Below are 15747 nucleotides of genomic sequence, written 5' to 3'. Positions count from 1 at the left end.
TTTAGAAATCCTTCACGAGACGCAGCGAGTCGTAGATCGCACCGTGGACGTTGTGCATCGAGATGCAATCGCCGACGCGGAACAGCAGGAAGCGGCCGTTGCCGAGCTCTTCCGACAGGCACGGTTGCGGCTCGGCCGCGAACAGCGTGTGCGGATCGATCTGGCCACGGTTCACCGATTCCGGCTTGAGCTTCCAGTACAGCTCGTCGTTCGGCGACGAGCCGTTCTCGATCACCACCTGATCGACCGCGCGCTCTTCCAGCTCTTCCGTGTACTCGTTGCGCAGCACGGCAATCAGCTTGCCGTCCTCTTCGTAGACGCGATCGAGCATCGTGTTCGGCGTCGGGATCACGCCGAATGCATACAGGCGGCGATAGAAGATCGGGAACGTCGTGCCGCCGCAATCGTCGGCGACCTTCACGTCCGGCGTGACGACCTCGACCTTCGAGCCGCGGCTCGCCATGAAGTCGGCCACGCCGGCGCCCGCATGCGTGCTCACGCCGTCGAACAGCAGCACGTTCTGCTTCGGCTCGACCTTGCCGGTCAGGATGTCCCACGAGCTGACGGCCAGCCCCTCGGCCACGCCCCAGCCCGGCACCTGCCACGTGAAGCTCGACCCGCCCGTCGCGAGCACGACGATGTCCGGCTTCTCGGCCATGATCATCTTCTCGTCGGCGGCCACGCCGAGGCGGCGATCGACGCCCAGGCGTTTCGTTTCCATGTCGAACCAGCGGATGATCCCCGACATCTGTTCGCGCTGCGGCGCCTTCGCGGCGATCATCACCTGACCGCCCACTTCGGCATTCTTCTCGAACAGCACCACATCATGGCCGCGCAGCTTCGCGACACGTGCGGCCTCGAGCCCTGCGGGGCCCGCGCCGACCACCACGACCTTGCGCTTCGGGCCGCGCGACTTCTCGATGATGTGCGGCATCGTCGCTTCGCGCGAGGTCGCCGCGTTCTGGATGCACAGCACGTCGAGGCCGTTGTACTGGCGGTCGATACAGTAGTTCGCGCCGACGCACTGCTTGATTTCGTCTTCGCGGCCGTCGCGGATCTTGATCACCATGTGCGGATCGGCGATCTGCGCGCGCGTCATGCCGACCAGGTCGATCATGCCGGTCGCGAGCAGGCGCTCGGCCTGGCCCGCATCGCGGATGCTCTGCGCGTGCATCACCGGAATCTTCACGACCGACTTGATGCCGGCCGCGAGGTGCACGAACGGCTCCGGCGGCAGCGCCATCGGCGGCATGCAGTTGGCGATCGTGTTGTGCGTGTCGCCGCCCGAGCCGACCACGCTCAGGTAGTCGATCAGGCCCGTCTCCGACATCGCCTGCGCGATTTCCTTCAGCGCTTCGTGATCGAGGCCGTCCTCGTGGAATTCGTCGCCGCACATGCGCAGGCCGACGCAGAAATCCTTGCCGACCGCCTCGCGCACGGCCGTCAGCACTTCGATGCCGAAGCGCAGCCGGTTCTCCAGGCTGCCGCCCCATTCGTCGGTGCGGTGGTTCGAGCGCTTGCTCCAGAACTGGTCGATCAGGTGCTGGTGGGCGGCCGAGATTTCGATGCCGTCCATGCCGGCCGCCTTCACGCGCTTCGCGGCGGCCGCGAAGTCGCCGATGATGCGGCGGATTTCCTCGATCTCGATGATCTTCGCGTTGCCGCGGTGCACGGGTTCGCGCACGCCCGACGGCGACATCAGGTGCGGCCAGTGCTCGCCGTGGAACGACGAGCGGCGGCCCATGTGCGTCGCCTGGATCATGATCTTCGCGCCGTGCTTGTGCATCGTGTCGGCGAGGCGCGTGAGCGGATCGATGATCTTGTCGGTCGACAGGTTCACCGATTTCCACCAGCCCTGCGGGCTGTCGATCGACACCGGGCTCGACCCGCCGCAGATCGCGAGGCCCACGCCGCCCTTCGCCTTTTCTTCGTAGTAGCGGATATAGCGGTCGCCCGGCAGGCCGCCCGGCTCGGCATACACCTCCGCATGCGCGGTGCTGACGATCCGGTTGCGCAGCGTCAGCTGGTTCAGCTGCATGGGTTTGAACAGGTGGGGATAACGCATCGCTGGCGACCTCTGGCGTTCGAATGTCTCGTGTTGCGGGTGTTTTTGTGTTTCGGTAAATCCGTGCGTCAGGGCTTCAGTGCGCGATCGGCGACACTTCGAAGACGCAGTGGTCGTGATGCTCGGCCGCGCACTGCACTTCCTTCGACTGCGCACGCGGCGCGCCCTTGCCTTCCGGCGTCGTGTCGTTGACCCAGTCCATCGCGCCGGCGAACCAGCCCGCGAACATGTAGCAGAGCTTGCCTTCCTTGCCCGGCTGCTGGAGCACGAACGACGAGTGACGCAGCTCGATCTTCGCGCGCGCGCTTGCCGGGTCGGCCTCGATGATCGAGAACAGGCCCCAGCCGCGCTGCGACAGGCGCTTCAGGTAGTGCTCGAACACGGCCATGCCGGTCAGGCCGTGCAGCTTCGCTTCCTTGTCGCACCAGTGGTAGGCGGACTTGTAGCCGGCCTTGTACAGGATCTCGGCATACGCCTCGACGCCGAGCGCTTCCTCGACGGCGACGTGGTTGTTCGTGAAGAAGTGGCGCGGCACGTACAGCATCGGCAGCGCGTCGGTGGTCCAGACGCCGGTATCGGGATCGACGTTGATCGGCAGTTGCGGTTGCATCGTGGTGACTCCGTGAGGAAAGTGGCCGCGCGGCTCAGTGCACCGGCGCGACATCGTCCGCGCGCCCGTGCGGCTTGCACGGGCACGTCCCGATTTCTTTTAATGTTGAATCGCTGAAAGGGGCGGCGTTCGCGGCGCTTATGCGCCCCACACGTTCTTGAACACGCGCACCCAGTTCTCGCCCATGATCTTGCGGATACGCGACTCCTTCCAGCCGTGGCGTTCCATCGCGGCCGTCAGGTTCGGGAATTCGCCGATCGTGCGGATGCCGTCCGGGTTGATCACCTTGCCGAAGTTCGTCAGCTGGCGATAGCGGCCCTTGTCATGCGTCAGCATGTCGAAGAATTCCTTCGCGTAATCCTGCGTGAAGTCCGTGCCGATGCCGACCGCATCCTCGCCGATCAGGTTCACGACGTAGTCGATCGCCTCGATGTAGTCGTCGATGTTCGCTTCGATCCCGCGCTTGAGGAACGGCGCGAACATCGTCACGCCGACGAAGCCGCCCGCATCGGCGATCTCCTTCAGCTGCTCGTCGCTCTTGTTGCGCGGATGTTCCTTCAGGCCCGACGGCAGGCAGTGCGAGTAGCACACCGGCTTCTTCGAGAACGCGATCGCTTCCGACGACGTATTGCCGCCCACGTGCGACAGGTCGACCATGATGCCGACGCGGTTCATCTCGGTGATCACTTCGCGGCCGAAGTCCGACAGCCCGCCGTCACGTTCGTAGCAACCGGTGCCGACGAGGTTCTGCGTGTTGTAGCAGAGCTGCACGACGCGCACGCCCATGTCGGCGAACGCTTCGATGTAGCCGATGTTGTCCTCGAACGCATGCGCATTCTGGAAGCCGAGGATCACGCCGGTCTTGTCTTCCTTCTTCGCGCGGAAGATGTCTTCCGTCGTGCGCACCAGCGTCAGCAGCTCGCTGTTGTCGCGGATCTTCTTCTTCATCACGCCGATGTTGTCGACGGTCTTGGTGAAGTTCTCCCATACCGACACCGTGCAGTTCGCGGCCGTGATGCCACCCTTGCGCATGTCTTCGAACACCGGCTTCTCGAACTTCGAGATGTTCAGCCCGTCGATGATGATGCTGTCTTGATGCAGCGTGCTCATGTGTTGCTCCAGTATTGTCGGGTCGGTGGGATCAATAGATCGGGAAGCGTTCGCACAACGCGAAGATCTCGCGGCGCACGCGCTGTTCGGTCGCGTGGTCGCCTTCCGGGTTCGCGCGCAGCGCATCGAACACTTCCAGGATCAGGCGCCCCACCTCGCGGAATTCCGCGACGCCGAAGCCGCGCGTCGTGCCGGCCGGCGTCCCGAGGCGGATGCCCGACGTGACGGTCGGCTTCTCGGTGTCGAACGGAATGCCGTTCTTGTTGCAGGTGATGCCCGCGCGCTCCAGCGCCTGCTCGACCGGCGCGCCCTTCAGGCCCTTCGGACGCAGGTCGACCAGCAGCAGGTGGTTGTCGGTGCCGCCCGTGACGAGATCGACGCCGCCCGCCTTCAGCACTTCGCCGAGCGCCTGCGCGTTCGCGAGCACGTTGTCGATGTAGGTCTTGAAGTCCGCGTGCAGCACTTCGCCGAACGCGACGGCCTTGCCGGCGATCACGTGCATCAGCGGGCCGCCCTGCAGGCCGGGGAACACGGCCGAGTTGATCTTCTTCGCGATGTCTTCGTCGTTGGTCAGCACGAAGCCGCCGCGCGGGCCGCGCAGCGTCTTGTGGGTGGTCGACGTGACGACGTGCGCATGCTCGACCGGGTTCGCGTGGCGCCCCGCGGCGATCACGCCGGCGATGTGCGCCATGTCGACCATCAGCTTCGCGCCGACGCTGTCGGCGATCGCACGGAAGCGCGCGAAGTCAAGCGCACGCGGGTAGGCCGAGAAGCCGGCGATGATCAGGTTCGGCTTGTGCTCGTGCGCGAGCGCCTCGACCTGGTCGTAGTCGATCCGCATCGTGTCGCGGTTCACGCCGTACTGCACGGCGTTGAACCACTTGCCCGACAGCGCCGGCTTCGCGCCGTGCGTCAGGTGGCCGCCGGCGTCGAGCGACATGCCGAGCACCGTGTCGCCCGGCTTGGCCAGCGCGAGCATCACCGAGCCGTTCGCCTGCGCGCCCGAGTGCGGCTGCACGTTCGCATAGCCGGCATTGAAGATCTGCTTGACGCGCTCGATTGCCAGCGCCTCGACTTCATCCGCGAATTCGCAGCCGCCGTAATAGCGCTTGCCCGGATAGCCTTCCGCGTACTTGTTGGTCAGCACCGAGCCCTGCGCCTCGAGCACGGCGCGCGACACGATGTTTTCCGACGCGATCAGCTCGACCTGCGACTGCTGACGCTCGAGTTCCTTCAGGATGGCGCTGCGCACCGGCGCGTCGCGCTCGGCGAGGGACTGCGAGAAGAAAGGCTGGGTGTTCGACATAGTGCGTCCGTGACGAAGAATAAGGGGCTGAAACCGAAGCTCAAGGCCCGCCCTGCCTGGGTTTCCCGCTCGTCCCGTACAAGGCTGCCGACGGCTCTATTCTTGTCGTTCGGATTTTCGGCGGATTGATGAATTTAGACGCGTTCTTTGCCTTTTCCGCCATCCGCGTCCGTTTTATACAAGTGACCGGTCGTGCTTTTTCGGATGACCAACAAAAGTGGTCGAGCCAGTTCACCTATGAACAGGCACGCCGGCGGTGCGATTGCCGCCCGGTCGGGGTGCAACCCGTCACGGATACGGTGCAGTGCAGCATGCCGCTTTCAGCCAGACAACGTATGGATCTAGGGTTTAGCCGTATGGCACGCTTGTTGCGCTGGCTCACACAATATCGCAGCCCGATCGGTGCCCCCGGGCGTAAAGCTATTAGAGATTCTAGGAACGCTCCCCATGTCGCCCGACCGCACAGCGTCGCTGTCCCACTTCGCGTTCATGCCGTTACCGAACTTCACGATGATCGCGTTCACCAATGCGATCGAGGTGCTTCGGATGGCGAACTACCTGAGCGGCCAGCCGCTCTATCGCTGGTCGGTCATCAGCCCGGATGGCGGCCCGGTCACCGCGAGCAACGGCCTGACGGTCGACACCGGCCCGGCCGAATGCGTGGGGCAGCCCGACATCGTGTTCGTGTGCGGCGGCGTCGACGTGCAGCGCGCGACCACGCCCGCCCATCTGTCGACGCTGCGCCGCTTCGCGCGCGCGGGCATCCCGCTCGGCAGCCTGTGCACGGGCACCTATGCGCTCGCGAAGTCGGGGCTGCTCGCGGGCTACGCGTGCGCGATCCACTGGGAAAACATGTCGGCGCTGAAGGAAGAGTTTCCGGACACGCGCTTCCTGAAGGAACTGTTCGTGATCGACCGCGACCGCATCACGTGTACGGGCGGCGTCGCGCCGCTCGACATGATGCTGAACCTGATCGCCGCGCGCGTGGGCACCGCGCGCGTCACGCAGATCGCCGAGCAGTTCATCGTCGAGCACGTGCGCGACACGAGCGCGCAGCAGCGCATGCCGCTCGTCGCGCGCCTCGGCTCCGCGAACAAGTCGCTGTTCGAAGTGATCTCGCTGATGGAGAACAACATCGAGGAGCCGCTGTCACGCGAGGAACTCGCGCGGCTCGCGAACATGTCGCAGCGGCAACTGCAGCGCCTGTTCCGCGAACACCTCGGCATGACGCCGACGCACTACTACCTGACGCTACGGTTGCGCCGCGCGCGCGAACTGCTGCTGCAGACCGACATGTCGATCATGCACATCACGATGGCGTGCGGCTTCCAGTCGGCGTGCCATTTCAGCAAGAGCTATCGCGACGCGTTCGGCGTCGCGCCGACCCGCGAGCGCCGCAAGCAGGTGGCGCCGCTTGCGCAGGGTGCGGTGAGCGCCAGCCCCGCCTTTCCGGCGCATGTGCTGCATGCGTGATCCGCGCCGCGCTTGATGCAAAAAAAAGCGACCTCGAAGGTCGCTTTTTTCTTTGCGCTTACGATCCCCACACCTGCATTTCGTCGAGCGAATACCCCCACGGCGTCGCGCGCTTCGTGCCATACATCCGCACGTAGCGGCCATGCCCGTTCAGGTTCGGCAGCGTCACATGGCCATACGACACGCCGTTGTTCGTCGAGTAGATCGTCGTCCAGTTCGCATTGTCGTTCGACGTCTGGATCTGGTAGACGAGCGCACCCGCATCCCAGTAGAGATCGATGCTGCTGATCGTCTTCGTCGCACCGAGATCCACGGAGATCCATTGCGGATCGACGCCCGCGCCTTCCGGCGAATCCCAGCGCGTGCTCGTGGTGTTGCCGTCGAACGCCTTGTCGGGCGTGAGCGATGCGTTGTAGCTCGCCGACGCGGCAGCCGGACGACCCTGCGACAGCAGCGTCGGCTGCGCGGCGGCCGGGCCGCCGTAGTAGCTCGACCCGAGCTTGGCTTTGGTCGTGTCGGCGTTCACGCCGAACGGCGACAGGCTCCAGCGCTGGCCGGTCGTCACGTCACCGACGTAGAGCTGATAGCCGCCCGCCGTCGTCGACGAGAAGAACACGTAGTTGGTGCCGCTCACCGGCGCCGGATCCGAGTTGTTGCTCACGCAGTCGTTGATCGGCAACGCGTTCGGCGTCGACGCCGGGTCCGCCGTCTTCGTATAGATCTGGTCGGCCTGGCCGCTGTCTTTCCAGCGCGCGTAGAACACCATGCCGTCTCCACGCACGATCGGGTAGTACGTCTGCAGTCCGGCCGGGGCGTCGAACACCGCAGTCGCGCCGGTCGCGAGCGTGCGCTTCATCAGCCCCATGTTCGCGCCGGTGCCGGTCGCGTAGTACACGGCGCTCGCGTCGGGCGCGAGGAACGGCATCGAGTATTCGGCGCCGGAGGGGGCGTTCGTCAGGCTCACGACCGACGTGAACACCGGGCCCGCGCTCGTGTACGACAGCGTCGCCTGCTTGACGTCGCCGTTCTGCTTGAACACGAGCGTCTTGCCGTCCGTGCTGAATTTCGGATCCTCGTTGCGCGTGGCGCCCGTGCTGTTGGTCAGGTTGACGGGCGGCGTGCCGGCGCCGAGCTGCAGCATGAACACGTTCCATGCGCCGTTGCTGATGCCCATGAACGCGAGCCACTTGCCGTCGGGGCTGAACACGCCGTTCATCGGATCGGTGATGCCCCATGCGCTCTTGCTCAGTTGCGTCAGCGTATGAGCCGAGAAGTCGTACAGGAACAGCTGGCTCGTGCCGTCGCCGTACTTGACGTAGCTGTGATAGACGAGCTTGCCGGTCAGTGCGGCGGGGAACGTCGCGTTGGATTGCGTCGGGGGATTGCTGATGCAGGCGGCCTGCGCGGCGCCGCCGAGGAGGTTGAGGGCAACGCCGGCCACGAGGCCCGCGACGAGAGTGTTCAATTTCACGCTGTAGGTTTCCGGTTAGGGTCATGACACCGCTGACTAGACCTCGCACGCACAGGCGCACGGGGCACGGATCAGCCGGCGGACAGCGTGAATTCCGTATCGGTCAATGTCGGGAACAAGGATTGCTCGAGGGGCGAAAGCATGCCAGCGCATCGCGCTGAAAAACAGGATCAGTGCGCGTGAAAAACGAGCGGATCACGGATAACGACCTGTGGCGCAGCGCGCGCCGTGCTACTCTTTTTCGGCACAAAGTTGCTCGACTTGAGGCAGGCATGAAGCGTTATGCGATGCTCGCCCGGACGATTTCCGAGTCGATCCGGCGGGGAGATCTGGCCCCCGGTACGCGCATCCCCACCGTGCGCGCCGCGTGCCGCGCATATGGCGTGAGTCCTTCCACCGTGTTTCGCGCGTACTACGCGCTCGAAAGCGAGGGCCTGATCGTCGCGCGTGCACGATCCGGCTATTTCGTTGCGAACCTCGAAGACAAGCACGTGCGGTTCGGCCACGAACCGCCGCGCAAGCCGGCCGCCCCGCCCGCGGGCAACGGCGATACGTTGTTCCGGCTGCTTGACTCGCTCAGATGCGAGGACATCGTCCCGCTCGGCTCGGCCTTCGCCAGCTATTCGCTGTTCCCGATGAGCAGCCTGTGGCGCGCGATGGCGTCGGCGGCCCGCAACATGGATCGCACGGCCCTGCTGTCCGGCGCACCGCCCGGCCATGACGGGCTGCGCCGCCAGATTGCGCTGCGCTACCTGATTGCGGGCGCGGCGTTGCCGATGGACGAGATCGTCATCACGACCGGTGCGCTCGAAGCGCTGACGCTCAGCCTGCAGGCGCTGACACGCCCCGGCGATATCGTCGCGATCGAGCGACCGGCGTTTCATGCGGTCCTGGAGGCCGTGCAGCGCCTGCACCTGAAGGCCGTCGAGATTCCGGTCGACCCGCGCACCGGCCTCGATCTCGACGCGCTCGCGAAAGCGCTCGACACGCATCCGGTGCGCGCGTGCTGGTTCATGACGTCGTTTCACAACCCGACCGGCGCGACGCTGACCGACGAGCGCAAGCGCGCACTGATCGACCTGCTCGCGGCACGCAACGTGCCGCTGATCGAGGACGACGTCTACGGCGAGCTGCATTTCGGCACGGCACCCACGCGTCCCGCGAAGCTGTACGACGACAGCGGTCTCGTCCTGCATTGCGGCTCGTTCTCGAAATGCCTCGCGCCCGGGTTTCGGATCGGCTGGGTCGCGGCCGGGCGCTACGTGCGGCAAATTCGTCAGGCCAAGGGCGCCAGCGCGCCAGCAGCTGACGTGCCTGCGCAGATGGCGATTTCGAGCTACCTGCGCGACGGCGCGTACGACCGCTTCCTGCGCAAGCTGCGTCGCAATCTTGCCGCGCACCAGGCACAGATGCTGGCGGCCGTGCGCGCGTATTTTCCGGCCGGCACCGAAGTGTTCGCGCCGCGCGGCGGGTATTTCCTGTGGATCGAACTGCCGCCGCGCGTGGATGCGATGCACCTGTTCGGCGATGCGATGGAAAGCGGCGTCAGCATCGCGCCGGGGCCGATCTTTTCCGCGACCGGCGGATTTCGCCGCTTTCTTCGGCTCAACTACGGCCGGCCGTGGACGCCGGCCGTCGAACACGCGATGGAGACCATCGGGACGCTCGCGACCCGGCAGCGGCGGGACGGTTAGCGCGGAACCGACGCCTCACGACAGCCTGTTTGTGCCTTGCGTTTCACGCGCCAGCGACCAAAAATGAATCGGTAGGCCATCACGGACGAATGTGTTCCGCGCACCCGATGTCACGGAGAATCCATGAACACCGCATGCGAACGACAGTCGACGAGGTACGCTCCACTGCATTCCGGCACGGGCCGATCGGCCGCCGTGCCGGAACGGCTCATGACGCCCGGCGCACGTTCGCGTCGTTGACGGCGCCCACCCGCTTCCAGCGATGCGAGTCCTCCTCAACCGTACAATTCGCGCACGCGACGACTGGCGCGCGATCCTGAACGCGCGAGCGCACGCGCGACGCACCGCCAGCTTCCGCTGCAGGGCATGCGGCTTCATGGCCTTCCGTGCGCTCGAGCACTGCCCCGACTGCGGACGGCGGAACTGGCCGTTCGATTCGATCTCCCGCGCACCGGATGCCACGCCTGCTCCGCACGCCGCTCACACGTGGTCGTCGCGCATCACGCGCGCGCTTCGCAACGCGGCGCTCCAGCAACCTCGCGCATCGACCGCGCCGATCCTGAGCATCCTGACACTCGTGCTGCTGGTCGGCGGCTATGTGGTGGTCGACCGGACCTGCAAGGCCGATCCGGCCTGTCGCGGTTCGAATGATTCGCGCGCGATGGCGAGCGATGCCGCCCCGTACGCATCGAACGACCCCGTGCTGCCGGTCTTGCCCGCCCCCGTCTATCCGTTTCATTCGACTGACGGAACGCAGGCGGCGGTCGCCCGACCGGGCAGCCCGGGCCCGGAAGCCGCCCGTGCACCGGCGGGACGGACGGCAGTCGCGCGAGCGGCGCCGGCCATGCGCGCACCCGACCGGTCGCACTCCGCCGCCACGGTTCGCCTCGCGGGCTGGAACGGCAATCACGGTGCCGCGCATCGTCCACACACCATCCACCGCGTGAGCACGCACACCGCACGCACGCGACGCGCCGCCAGCAATACGCAGCAAATCGCGCAGCTCTATCGCGGCCACTGAGCGCGCAGGCATAGCGCACGCAGGCGCGTTCGTCGATTCATTTTTCTAAACCGCCCCTCGCAAAACCTCGTTTGCGTCGCGACCCACGCGTGACGTTCAATGGGTCATTCGCCCGCGCCGGCGCATCTCGCATCTCGTGTATTGCGTTCCGGCCGGCCGCCTGATCCACCGAACGGAGTCGTCGATGAATGCACTACAGCTCGTGACCCTGGCCGCCATCTGGGGCGCGTCCTTCCTGTTCATGCGCATGGGCGCACCGGAATTCGGCGTCGTCCCGCTGATCGCGCTGCGCGTCGCGATCGCGGCCGTGCTGTTGTCGCCGGTGCTGCGCAACGCGCGGGCGCGACAGGAATTCCGCTCGCATGCCGTGCCGCTGTTCGTCGTCGGCATCACGAACTCGGCGCTGCCGTTCTGCCTGCTGACCTACGCGGCGCTGTTCGTGTCGGCCGGCACCGATTCGATCCTGAATGCGACGACGCCGCTATGGACCGCGATCGTCGCGTACGTGTGGCTGCGTGCGCCGCTGACGAAACCGCAGGCGCTCGGCCTCGCGCTGGGCTTTGCCGGTGTTGTCGTGCTCGCCGGTTCGGCCGTCGGCGCCGGCACGCCCGGCGCATCGCGCGCGATCGCCGCGGCGATGCTCGCGACGCTGTCGTACGGCTTTGCCGCGCATTACTCGAAGCGCAGGCTGGCGAACGTCAGGCCGTTCGTGTCGGCGTTCGGCAGCCAGTTGTTCGCGGCGGTCGCGCTCGTGCCGCTCGCGCTGCCGATGTGGCCGCACGGGCCCGTGCAACCCTCCGCGTGGATCGCGGTGGTGCTGCTGGGTGCGATCTGCACGGCCGTCGCCTATCTGCTGTATTTCGGGCTGATCCGCAACGCGGGCGCGCAGTATGCGGCGTCGGTCACGTTCCTGATTCCGATCTTCGGTGTCGTATGGGGCGCGATCTTCCTGCACGAGACCGTCACTGTGCAGACGCTCGCCGGGTGCGCGATCATCCTGCTCGGCACCGCGCTCGCGACCGGCAAGCTCAAGGGCTTCACGCCCGCCACCGTGCGCGGGTCACGCCAGTAGATCGCGCGGGCCGTCGTCGTCGCAGCCGCCGATCTCGCTCGCGAGCCAGTCGCGGAACGCGGCGATCTTCCACTCGTGCTGGCGCGCTTCGCTGCACACGACGTAATAGGACAACTCGGTCGGCCAGGGCCGTGCGAGCACGCGAACCAGCCGGCCGGCCGCGACTTCGTCCCGCGCATAGATGTCGCGCACCAGCGCCACGCCCTGCCCGGCGACCGCCGCCTTGATCAACAACGCATCCTCGCTGAAGCTCGCGCCGCGCGGCGCACGAGGATCCTCGATTCCCTGCGCGCGCAGCCACAGCGCCCAGTCGGCGCGATCCGCGTCCTGCAGCAGCGGATACGACAGGCAGTCGGCCGGCGCGGCGATCGGGCGAGCGGGATCGAGCAGTTGCGGGCTGCAGACGGGCCACAGCTCGGGGGTCCAGATGCGGAACGATGCGTGCCCGGGATAGTGGCCCAATCCGTGCCGGATCGCGACGTCGACATAGTCGCGCCGCAGGTCGACCAGCTGCGCGCGCGTTTCGACGGTGATTTCGATGTCGGGGTAAGCGGCATTGAATGCGCCGAGGCGCTGCACGAGCCACGTGTTCGCGAAGGACGCGGTGGTCGTCACCGCGAGGCGGACGATGCGCCGGTTCGCCCCGTGCACGTTCGCCCATGCGGCCTCGATTTCGTTAAAGCCGCCGGCAAGCTGGTCGAACAGCGCGCGGCCCGTGCCGGTCAGCTCGAGTTCGCGGCCAGTGCGCTCGAACAGCCGCACGGCGAGGCGATCCTCGAGATTGCGGACATGCTGGCTGACGGCGCCCGGCGAAATGCAGAGCTGGTCGGCCGCCTGTTTCATGCTGCCGCAGCGCGCCACTTCGACGAACGTGTGCAACGCTGCGAGGGGAAGTGACTTGGCCATCCGTGGATACGCCGCCGAACGGTGGCGATGGGGTCGGGAACGGGCGATGATTATCGCAGCAATTGCGCGTACCCGGGATGGCGGGGCGCTCGTGTTCCGGGCTGTGCGAACGTATGCGGCGCCGACTCTCCCCCTGCGCCTTCCCGGCAAAAAACGGGCGGCCCGTTTCCGGCACGGCCCGTTTCGCGCTGCGCGTCACACGCGTCGAACGCCAGCCCGTCACGCACGAGCCCCCGGGCACGAACGATGCGCCCGAGCACGCGCCTTGCGTTCCGGCCGGCGCGCGACAAAGAATGAAATCGGAAGGCGGCGCGACGACCGCGACGAAGTGAACAGAGTGCGGTCGCCCCGGCCGCGTGGCGGTTTGAGCGGAGGAATTCCATGAGCACCGAGAGCACACTCCAGGCGACGATCCAGGCACTCGTTCAGGATGGCAAAGGCTTGCTGGCGGCCGACGAAAGCGGGCCGACCATCGCGAAGCGCTTCAAGACGATCGCGGTCGAATCGACCGAAGCGAACCGCCGCGCATGGCGCACCCTGTTGCTGTCGACGCCGGGCCTCGGCGAATTCGTCAGCGGCGTGATCCTGTATGAAGAGACGCTCGGGCAATGTGCGGACGATGGCACGCCGTTGCCCGAACTCGCCGCTCGCCAGCAGATCGTGCCGGGCATCAAGGTCGACGCGGGCAAGATTCCGCTCGCGCTCGCGCCCGGCGACGAAATCACGCAAGGGCTCGACGGGCTTGCCGCGCGCCTCGACGGCTACCATCGGCAGGGCGCGCGGTTCGCGAAATGGCGCGCGGTGTACAACGTGTCCGCCACGCTGCCGGGCCATGCGGCGATCGAAGCCAATGCCGAAGCGCTGGCGCGCTATGCGGCGATCTGCCAGGAGGCCGGCGTCGTGCCGATCGTCGAGCCGGAAGTGCTGATGGACGGCGATCATTCGATCGGCCGCTGCGCGCAAGTGACCGACGCCGTGCTGCACGCCGTGTTCAACGCGCTGCACCGGCACCGGGTCGTGCTGGCGCACATGTTGCTCAAACCGAGCATGGTCGTCGCGGGCAGCACGCACGCCGAACAGCCGGCCCCCGCCGAAGTCGCCGAAGCCACGGTGCGCCTGTTGCGCAGCATCGTGCCGGCCGAAGTGCCCGGCATCTTCTTCCTGTCCGGCGGACAGACGCCCGAGGAAGCGACCGCGCATCTCGACGCGATGAATCGCGTTGACGGGCGGCCGTGGGTGCTGAGCTTTTCCTATGGACGCGCACTGCAGGAGCCGCCGCTGGCCGCTTGGAAAGGACAGGCGGCCAACGTACGCGCCGCGCAGGAGGCGCTGCTGCTGCGTGCACGCCTGAACAGTGCGGCCTGTTGCGGTCAGTACGATGCCGCGATGGAGCGCACCGCGTGAACGGCACCCGATCGATCGTTCACGCGTGAGCGTCTCGCCCGGCGCTATCGCGGGCACTGAGCGCGCGCGTCCCGAACGCACAAAGGGCCGGGGCGCTTGCACGCCTCGGCCCCTTCGATTGCCGCGCGGTGTTCTGTCGCGTTACGCCGCCAGCAACCCGTGCGGGTCGATGACGAATTTACGCGGCGCGCCGCCGTCGAACTTCTTGTAGCCTTCCGGCGCCTGATCGAGCGAAATCACTTCGACGTTGACGATCTTCGCGATCGGCAGCCGGTCGAACAGGATCGCCTGCATCAGGTTGCGGTTGTACTTCAGCACCGGCGTCTGACCCGTGAAGAACGAGTGCGACTTCGCCCAGCCGAGGCCGAAGCGGATGCTCAGGCTGCCGTGCTGCGCGGCCTTGTCCTTCGCGCCCGGATCGTCCGTCACGTACAGGCCCGGGATGCCGATCGCGCCGGCCGGGCGCGTGATTTCCATCAGCGAGTTCAGCACCGTCGCGGGCGCTTCCTCCGCATGGCCCGACGAACCGTGGCCGTGCGCCTCGAAGCCGACGCAGTCGACCGCGCAGTCGATCTCGGGCACGCCGAGGATCTGCTCGATCTGCTCGCCAAGCGAGGCGTCCTTCGACAGGTCGACCGTCTCGAAGCCCATCGCCTTCGCGTGCGCGAGGCGTTCCGCGTTCATGTCGCCGACGATCGTCACGGCCGCGCCGAGCAGGCGCGCCGAGGCGGCCGCCGCCATCCCGACCGGGCCCGCGCCCGCGATGTAGACCGTCGAACCCGGCTTCACGCCCGCGCTCACCGCACCGTGATAACCGGTCGGCAGAATGTCGGACAGGCAGGTCAGATCGCGGATCTTCGCCATGGCCTGATCGCGATCGGGGAATTTCAGCAGGTTGAAATCGGCATACGGCACGAGCACGTACTCGGCCTGGCCGCCGATCCAGCCGCCCATGTCGACGTAGCCGTAGGCGCCGCCGGCACGCGACGGGTTCACGTTCAGGCACACGCCCGTATGCGTGTCCTTGCACATCGCACAGCGGCCGCAAGCCACGTTGAACGGCACCGATACGAGATCGCCGAGTTTCAGCGTCTCGACGTCGCGGCCGATCTCGACCACCTCGCCCGTGATCTCGTGACCGAGCACGAGGCCGACCGGCGCGGTCGTGCGGCCGCGCACCATGTGCTGGTCGGAACCGCAGATGTTCGTGCTCACCACTTTCAGGATCACGCCGTGGCCGATCGCGCGGCCGCTCGGGTCGACCATCTTCGGATAATCGATTTTCTGGACTTCGACCTGGCCCGGCCCAAGATAGACGACACCTCGATTGCTGCTCATCGTATTGTCTCCATGTCTCGTTGGATGGCGCCGCGGCGCGCCGGCGCCATGCGGCGCACGCGCAACGTGCTGTTCGAGAGTAGTCCCGGAGGCAGGGGCGCCGATGTCTCAAACGCGACACGCGTTTGAACGGCGCCGACATCGATGGCGGAAATGCGAAAGTCGGGTGGGAAACGACGGGAGGGTTTGGCGCGTGGGGTGATGCGCTGGATGGTGATGGTGCTGGAGGTGCTGGAGGTGCTGGAGGTGCTTGAGGGCGCTGGAGGCGCTAGCGAGC

At 66.5% G+C, this 15747-nt stretch carries 12 protein-coding genes; 5 read left to right on the top strand and 7 right to left on the bottom strand.

Annotated features, from left to right (window positions below; genetic code table 11):
* Position 1: 1 nt before the first annotated feature.
* From CFB34_RS06860 to CFB34_RS06845, 4 genes are all read right to left on the bottom strand, one after another.
* Complete coding sequence (locus CFB34_RS06860) at positions 2-2065, bottom strand: NADH:flavin oxidoreductase (RefSeq protein ID WP_021160633.1); 2064 nt, start codon at positions 2063-2065, stop codon at positions 2-4.
* Positions 2066-2141: 76 nt separating this feature from the next.
* Positions 2142-2675, bottom strand: a complete 534-nt coding sequence (locus CFB34_RS06855; protein ID WP_006488993.1) for a DUF5943 domain-containing protein — start codon at positions 2673-2675, stop codon at positions 2142-2144.
* A gap of 138 nt (positions 2676-2813) precedes the next feature.
* Positions 2814-3785 carry a dipeptidase gene (locus CFB34_RS06850; RefSeq protein ID WP_089441768.1) on the bottom strand — a complete coding sequence of 324 codons (972 nt, stop codon included), beginning with the start codon at positions 3783-3785 and terminating at the stop codon, positions 2814-2816.
* A gap of 31 nt (positions 3786-3816) precedes the next feature.
* Complete coding sequence (locus CFB34_RS06845; RefSeq protein ID WP_069260596.1) at positions 3817-5091, bottom strand: serine hydroxymethyltransferase; 1275 nt, start codon at positions 5089-5091, stop codon at positions 3817-3819.
* A 447-nt stretch (positions 5092-5538) separates the two neighbouring features.
* Here CFB34_RS06845 and CFB34_RS06840 point away from each other — a divergent pair, with 447 nt between their 5' ends.
* Positions 5539-6564 carry a GlxA family transcriptional regulator gene (locus tag CFB34_RS06840; RefSeq protein WP_089441767.1) on the top strand — a complete coding sequence of 342 codons (1026 nt, stop codon included), beginning with the start codon at positions 5539-5541 and terminating at the stop codon, positions 6562-6564.
* 58 nt (positions 6565-6622) lie between these two features.
* On the opposite strand, the gene CFB34_RS06835 is transcribed toward CFB34_RS06840, so the two are convergent.
* Positions 6623-8035, bottom strand: a complete 1413-nt coding sequence (locus tag CFB34_RS06835) for a discoidin domain-containing protein (RefSeq protein ID WP_089441766.1) — start codon at positions 8033-8035, stop codon at positions 6623-6625.
* Between the two features lie 272 nt (positions 8036-8307).
* Between CFB34_RS06835 and CFB34_RS06830 the strand changes: the two genes are divergently transcribed.
* The 3 genes from CFB34_RS06830 (at position 8308) to CFB34_RS06820 (ending at position 11822) form a co-directional block, all read left to right on the top strand.
* Positions 8308-9729 (top strand): PLP-dependent aminotransferase family protein, encoded by a 1422-nt coding sequence (locus CFB34_RS06830; RefSeq protein ID WP_089441765.1) that lies wholly within the window; start codon positions 8308-8310, stop codon positions 9727-9729.
* Between the two features lie 262 nt (positions 9730-9991).
* Complete coding sequence (locus CFB34_RS06825; protein ID WP_089441764.1) at positions 9992-10750, top strand: hypothetical protein; 759 nt, start codon at positions 9992-9994, stop codon at positions 10748-10750.
* A 184-nt stretch (positions 10751-10934) separates the two neighbouring features.
* Complete coding sequence (locus tag CFB34_RS06820) at positions 10935-11822, top strand: DMT family transporter (protein WP_089441763.1); 888 nt, start codon at positions 10935-10937, stop codon at positions 11820-11822.
* On the opposite strand, the gene CFB34_RS06815 is transcribed toward CFB34_RS06820, so the two are convergent.
* Positions 11811-12728 carry a LysR substrate-binding domain-containing protein gene (locus tag CFB34_RS06815; RefSeq protein ID WP_089441762.1) on the bottom strand — a complete coding sequence of 306 codons (918 nt, stop codon included), beginning with the start codon at positions 12726-12728 and terminating at the stop codon, positions 11811-11813. The genes CFB34_RS06820 and CFB34_RS06815 overlap by 12 nt on opposite strands.
* A gap of 381 nt (positions 12729-13109) precedes the next feature.
* Between CFB34_RS06815 and CFB34_RS06810 the strand changes: the two genes are divergently transcribed.
* Positions 13110-14132, top strand: coding sequence for a class I fructose-bisphosphate aldolase (locus CFB34_RS06810; RefSeq protein WP_089441761.1), 1023 nt, complete (start codon positions 13110-13112; stop codon positions 14130-14132).
* Between the two features lie 141 nt (positions 14133-14273).
* Here the strand turns inward: CFB34_RS06810 and fdhA are convergent, their stop codons facing one another.
* A complete protein-coding gene (fdhA, locus tag CFB34_RS06805) occupies positions 14274-15470 on the bottom strand; it encodes a formaldehyde dehydrogenase, glutathione-independent (RefSeq protein WP_027789739.1) in 1197 nt (398 codons plus the stop codon).
* Between the last annotated feature and the right edge of the window lie 277 nt (positions 15471-15747).

It is taken from the genome of Burkholderia sp. HI4860, from assembly GCF_002223045.2.
Taxonomy (GTDB): Bacteria; Pseudomonadota; Gammaproteobacteria; order Burkholderiales; family Burkholderiaceae; genus Burkholderia.
This window is presented reverse-complemented; position numbering and strand designations above follow the sequence as displayed.

Excerpts from the sequence above, each read along its gene's own strand:
- CFB34_RS06815 (WP_089441762.1), bottom strand. The coding sequence starts at position 12,728 with ATGGCCAAGTCACTTCCCCTCGCAGCGTTGCACACGTTCGTCGAAGTG.
- CFB34_RS06855 (WP_006488993.1), bottom strand. The coding sequence starts at position 2,675 with ATGCAACCGCAACTGCCGATCAACGTCGATCCCGATACCGGCGTCTGG.
- CFB34_RS06820 (WP_089441763.1), top strand. The coding sequence starts at position 10,935 with ATGAATGCACTACAGCTCGTGACCCTGGCCGCCATCTGGGGCGCGTCC.
- CFB34_RS06845 (WP_069260596.1), bottom strand. The coding sequence starts at position 5,091 with ATGTCGAACACCCAGCCTTTCTTCTCGCAGTCCCTCGCCGAGCGCGAC.
- CFB34_RS06850 (WP_089441768.1), bottom strand. The coding sequence starts at position 3,785 with ATGAGCACGCTGCATCAAGACAGCATCATCATCGACGGGCTGAACATC.
- fdhA (WP_027789739.1), bottom strand. The coding sequence starts at position 15,470 with ATGAGCAGCAATCGAGGTGTCGTCTATCTTGGGCCGGGCCAGGTCGAA.
- CFB34_RS06810 (WP_089441761.1), top strand. The coding sequence starts at position 13,110 with ATGAGCACCGAGAGCACACTCCAGGCGACGATCCAGGCACTCGTTCAG.
- CFB34_RS06860 (WP_021160633.1), bottom strand. The coding sequence starts at position 2,065 with ATGCGTTATCCCCACCTGTTCAAACCCATGCAGCTGAACCAGCTGACG.
- CFB34_RS06825 (WP_089441764.1), top strand. The coding sequence starts at position 9,992 with ATGCGAGTCCTCCTCAACCGTACAATTCGCGCACGCGACGACTGGCGC.
- CFB34_RS06840 (WP_089441767.1), top strand. The coding sequence starts at position 5,539 with ATGTCGCCCGACCGCACAGCGTCGCTGTCCCACTTCGCGTTCATGCCG.
- CFB34_RS06830 (WP_089441765.1), top strand. The coding sequence starts at position 8,308 with ATGAAGCGTTATGCGATGCTCGCCCGGACGATTTCCGAGTCGATCCGG.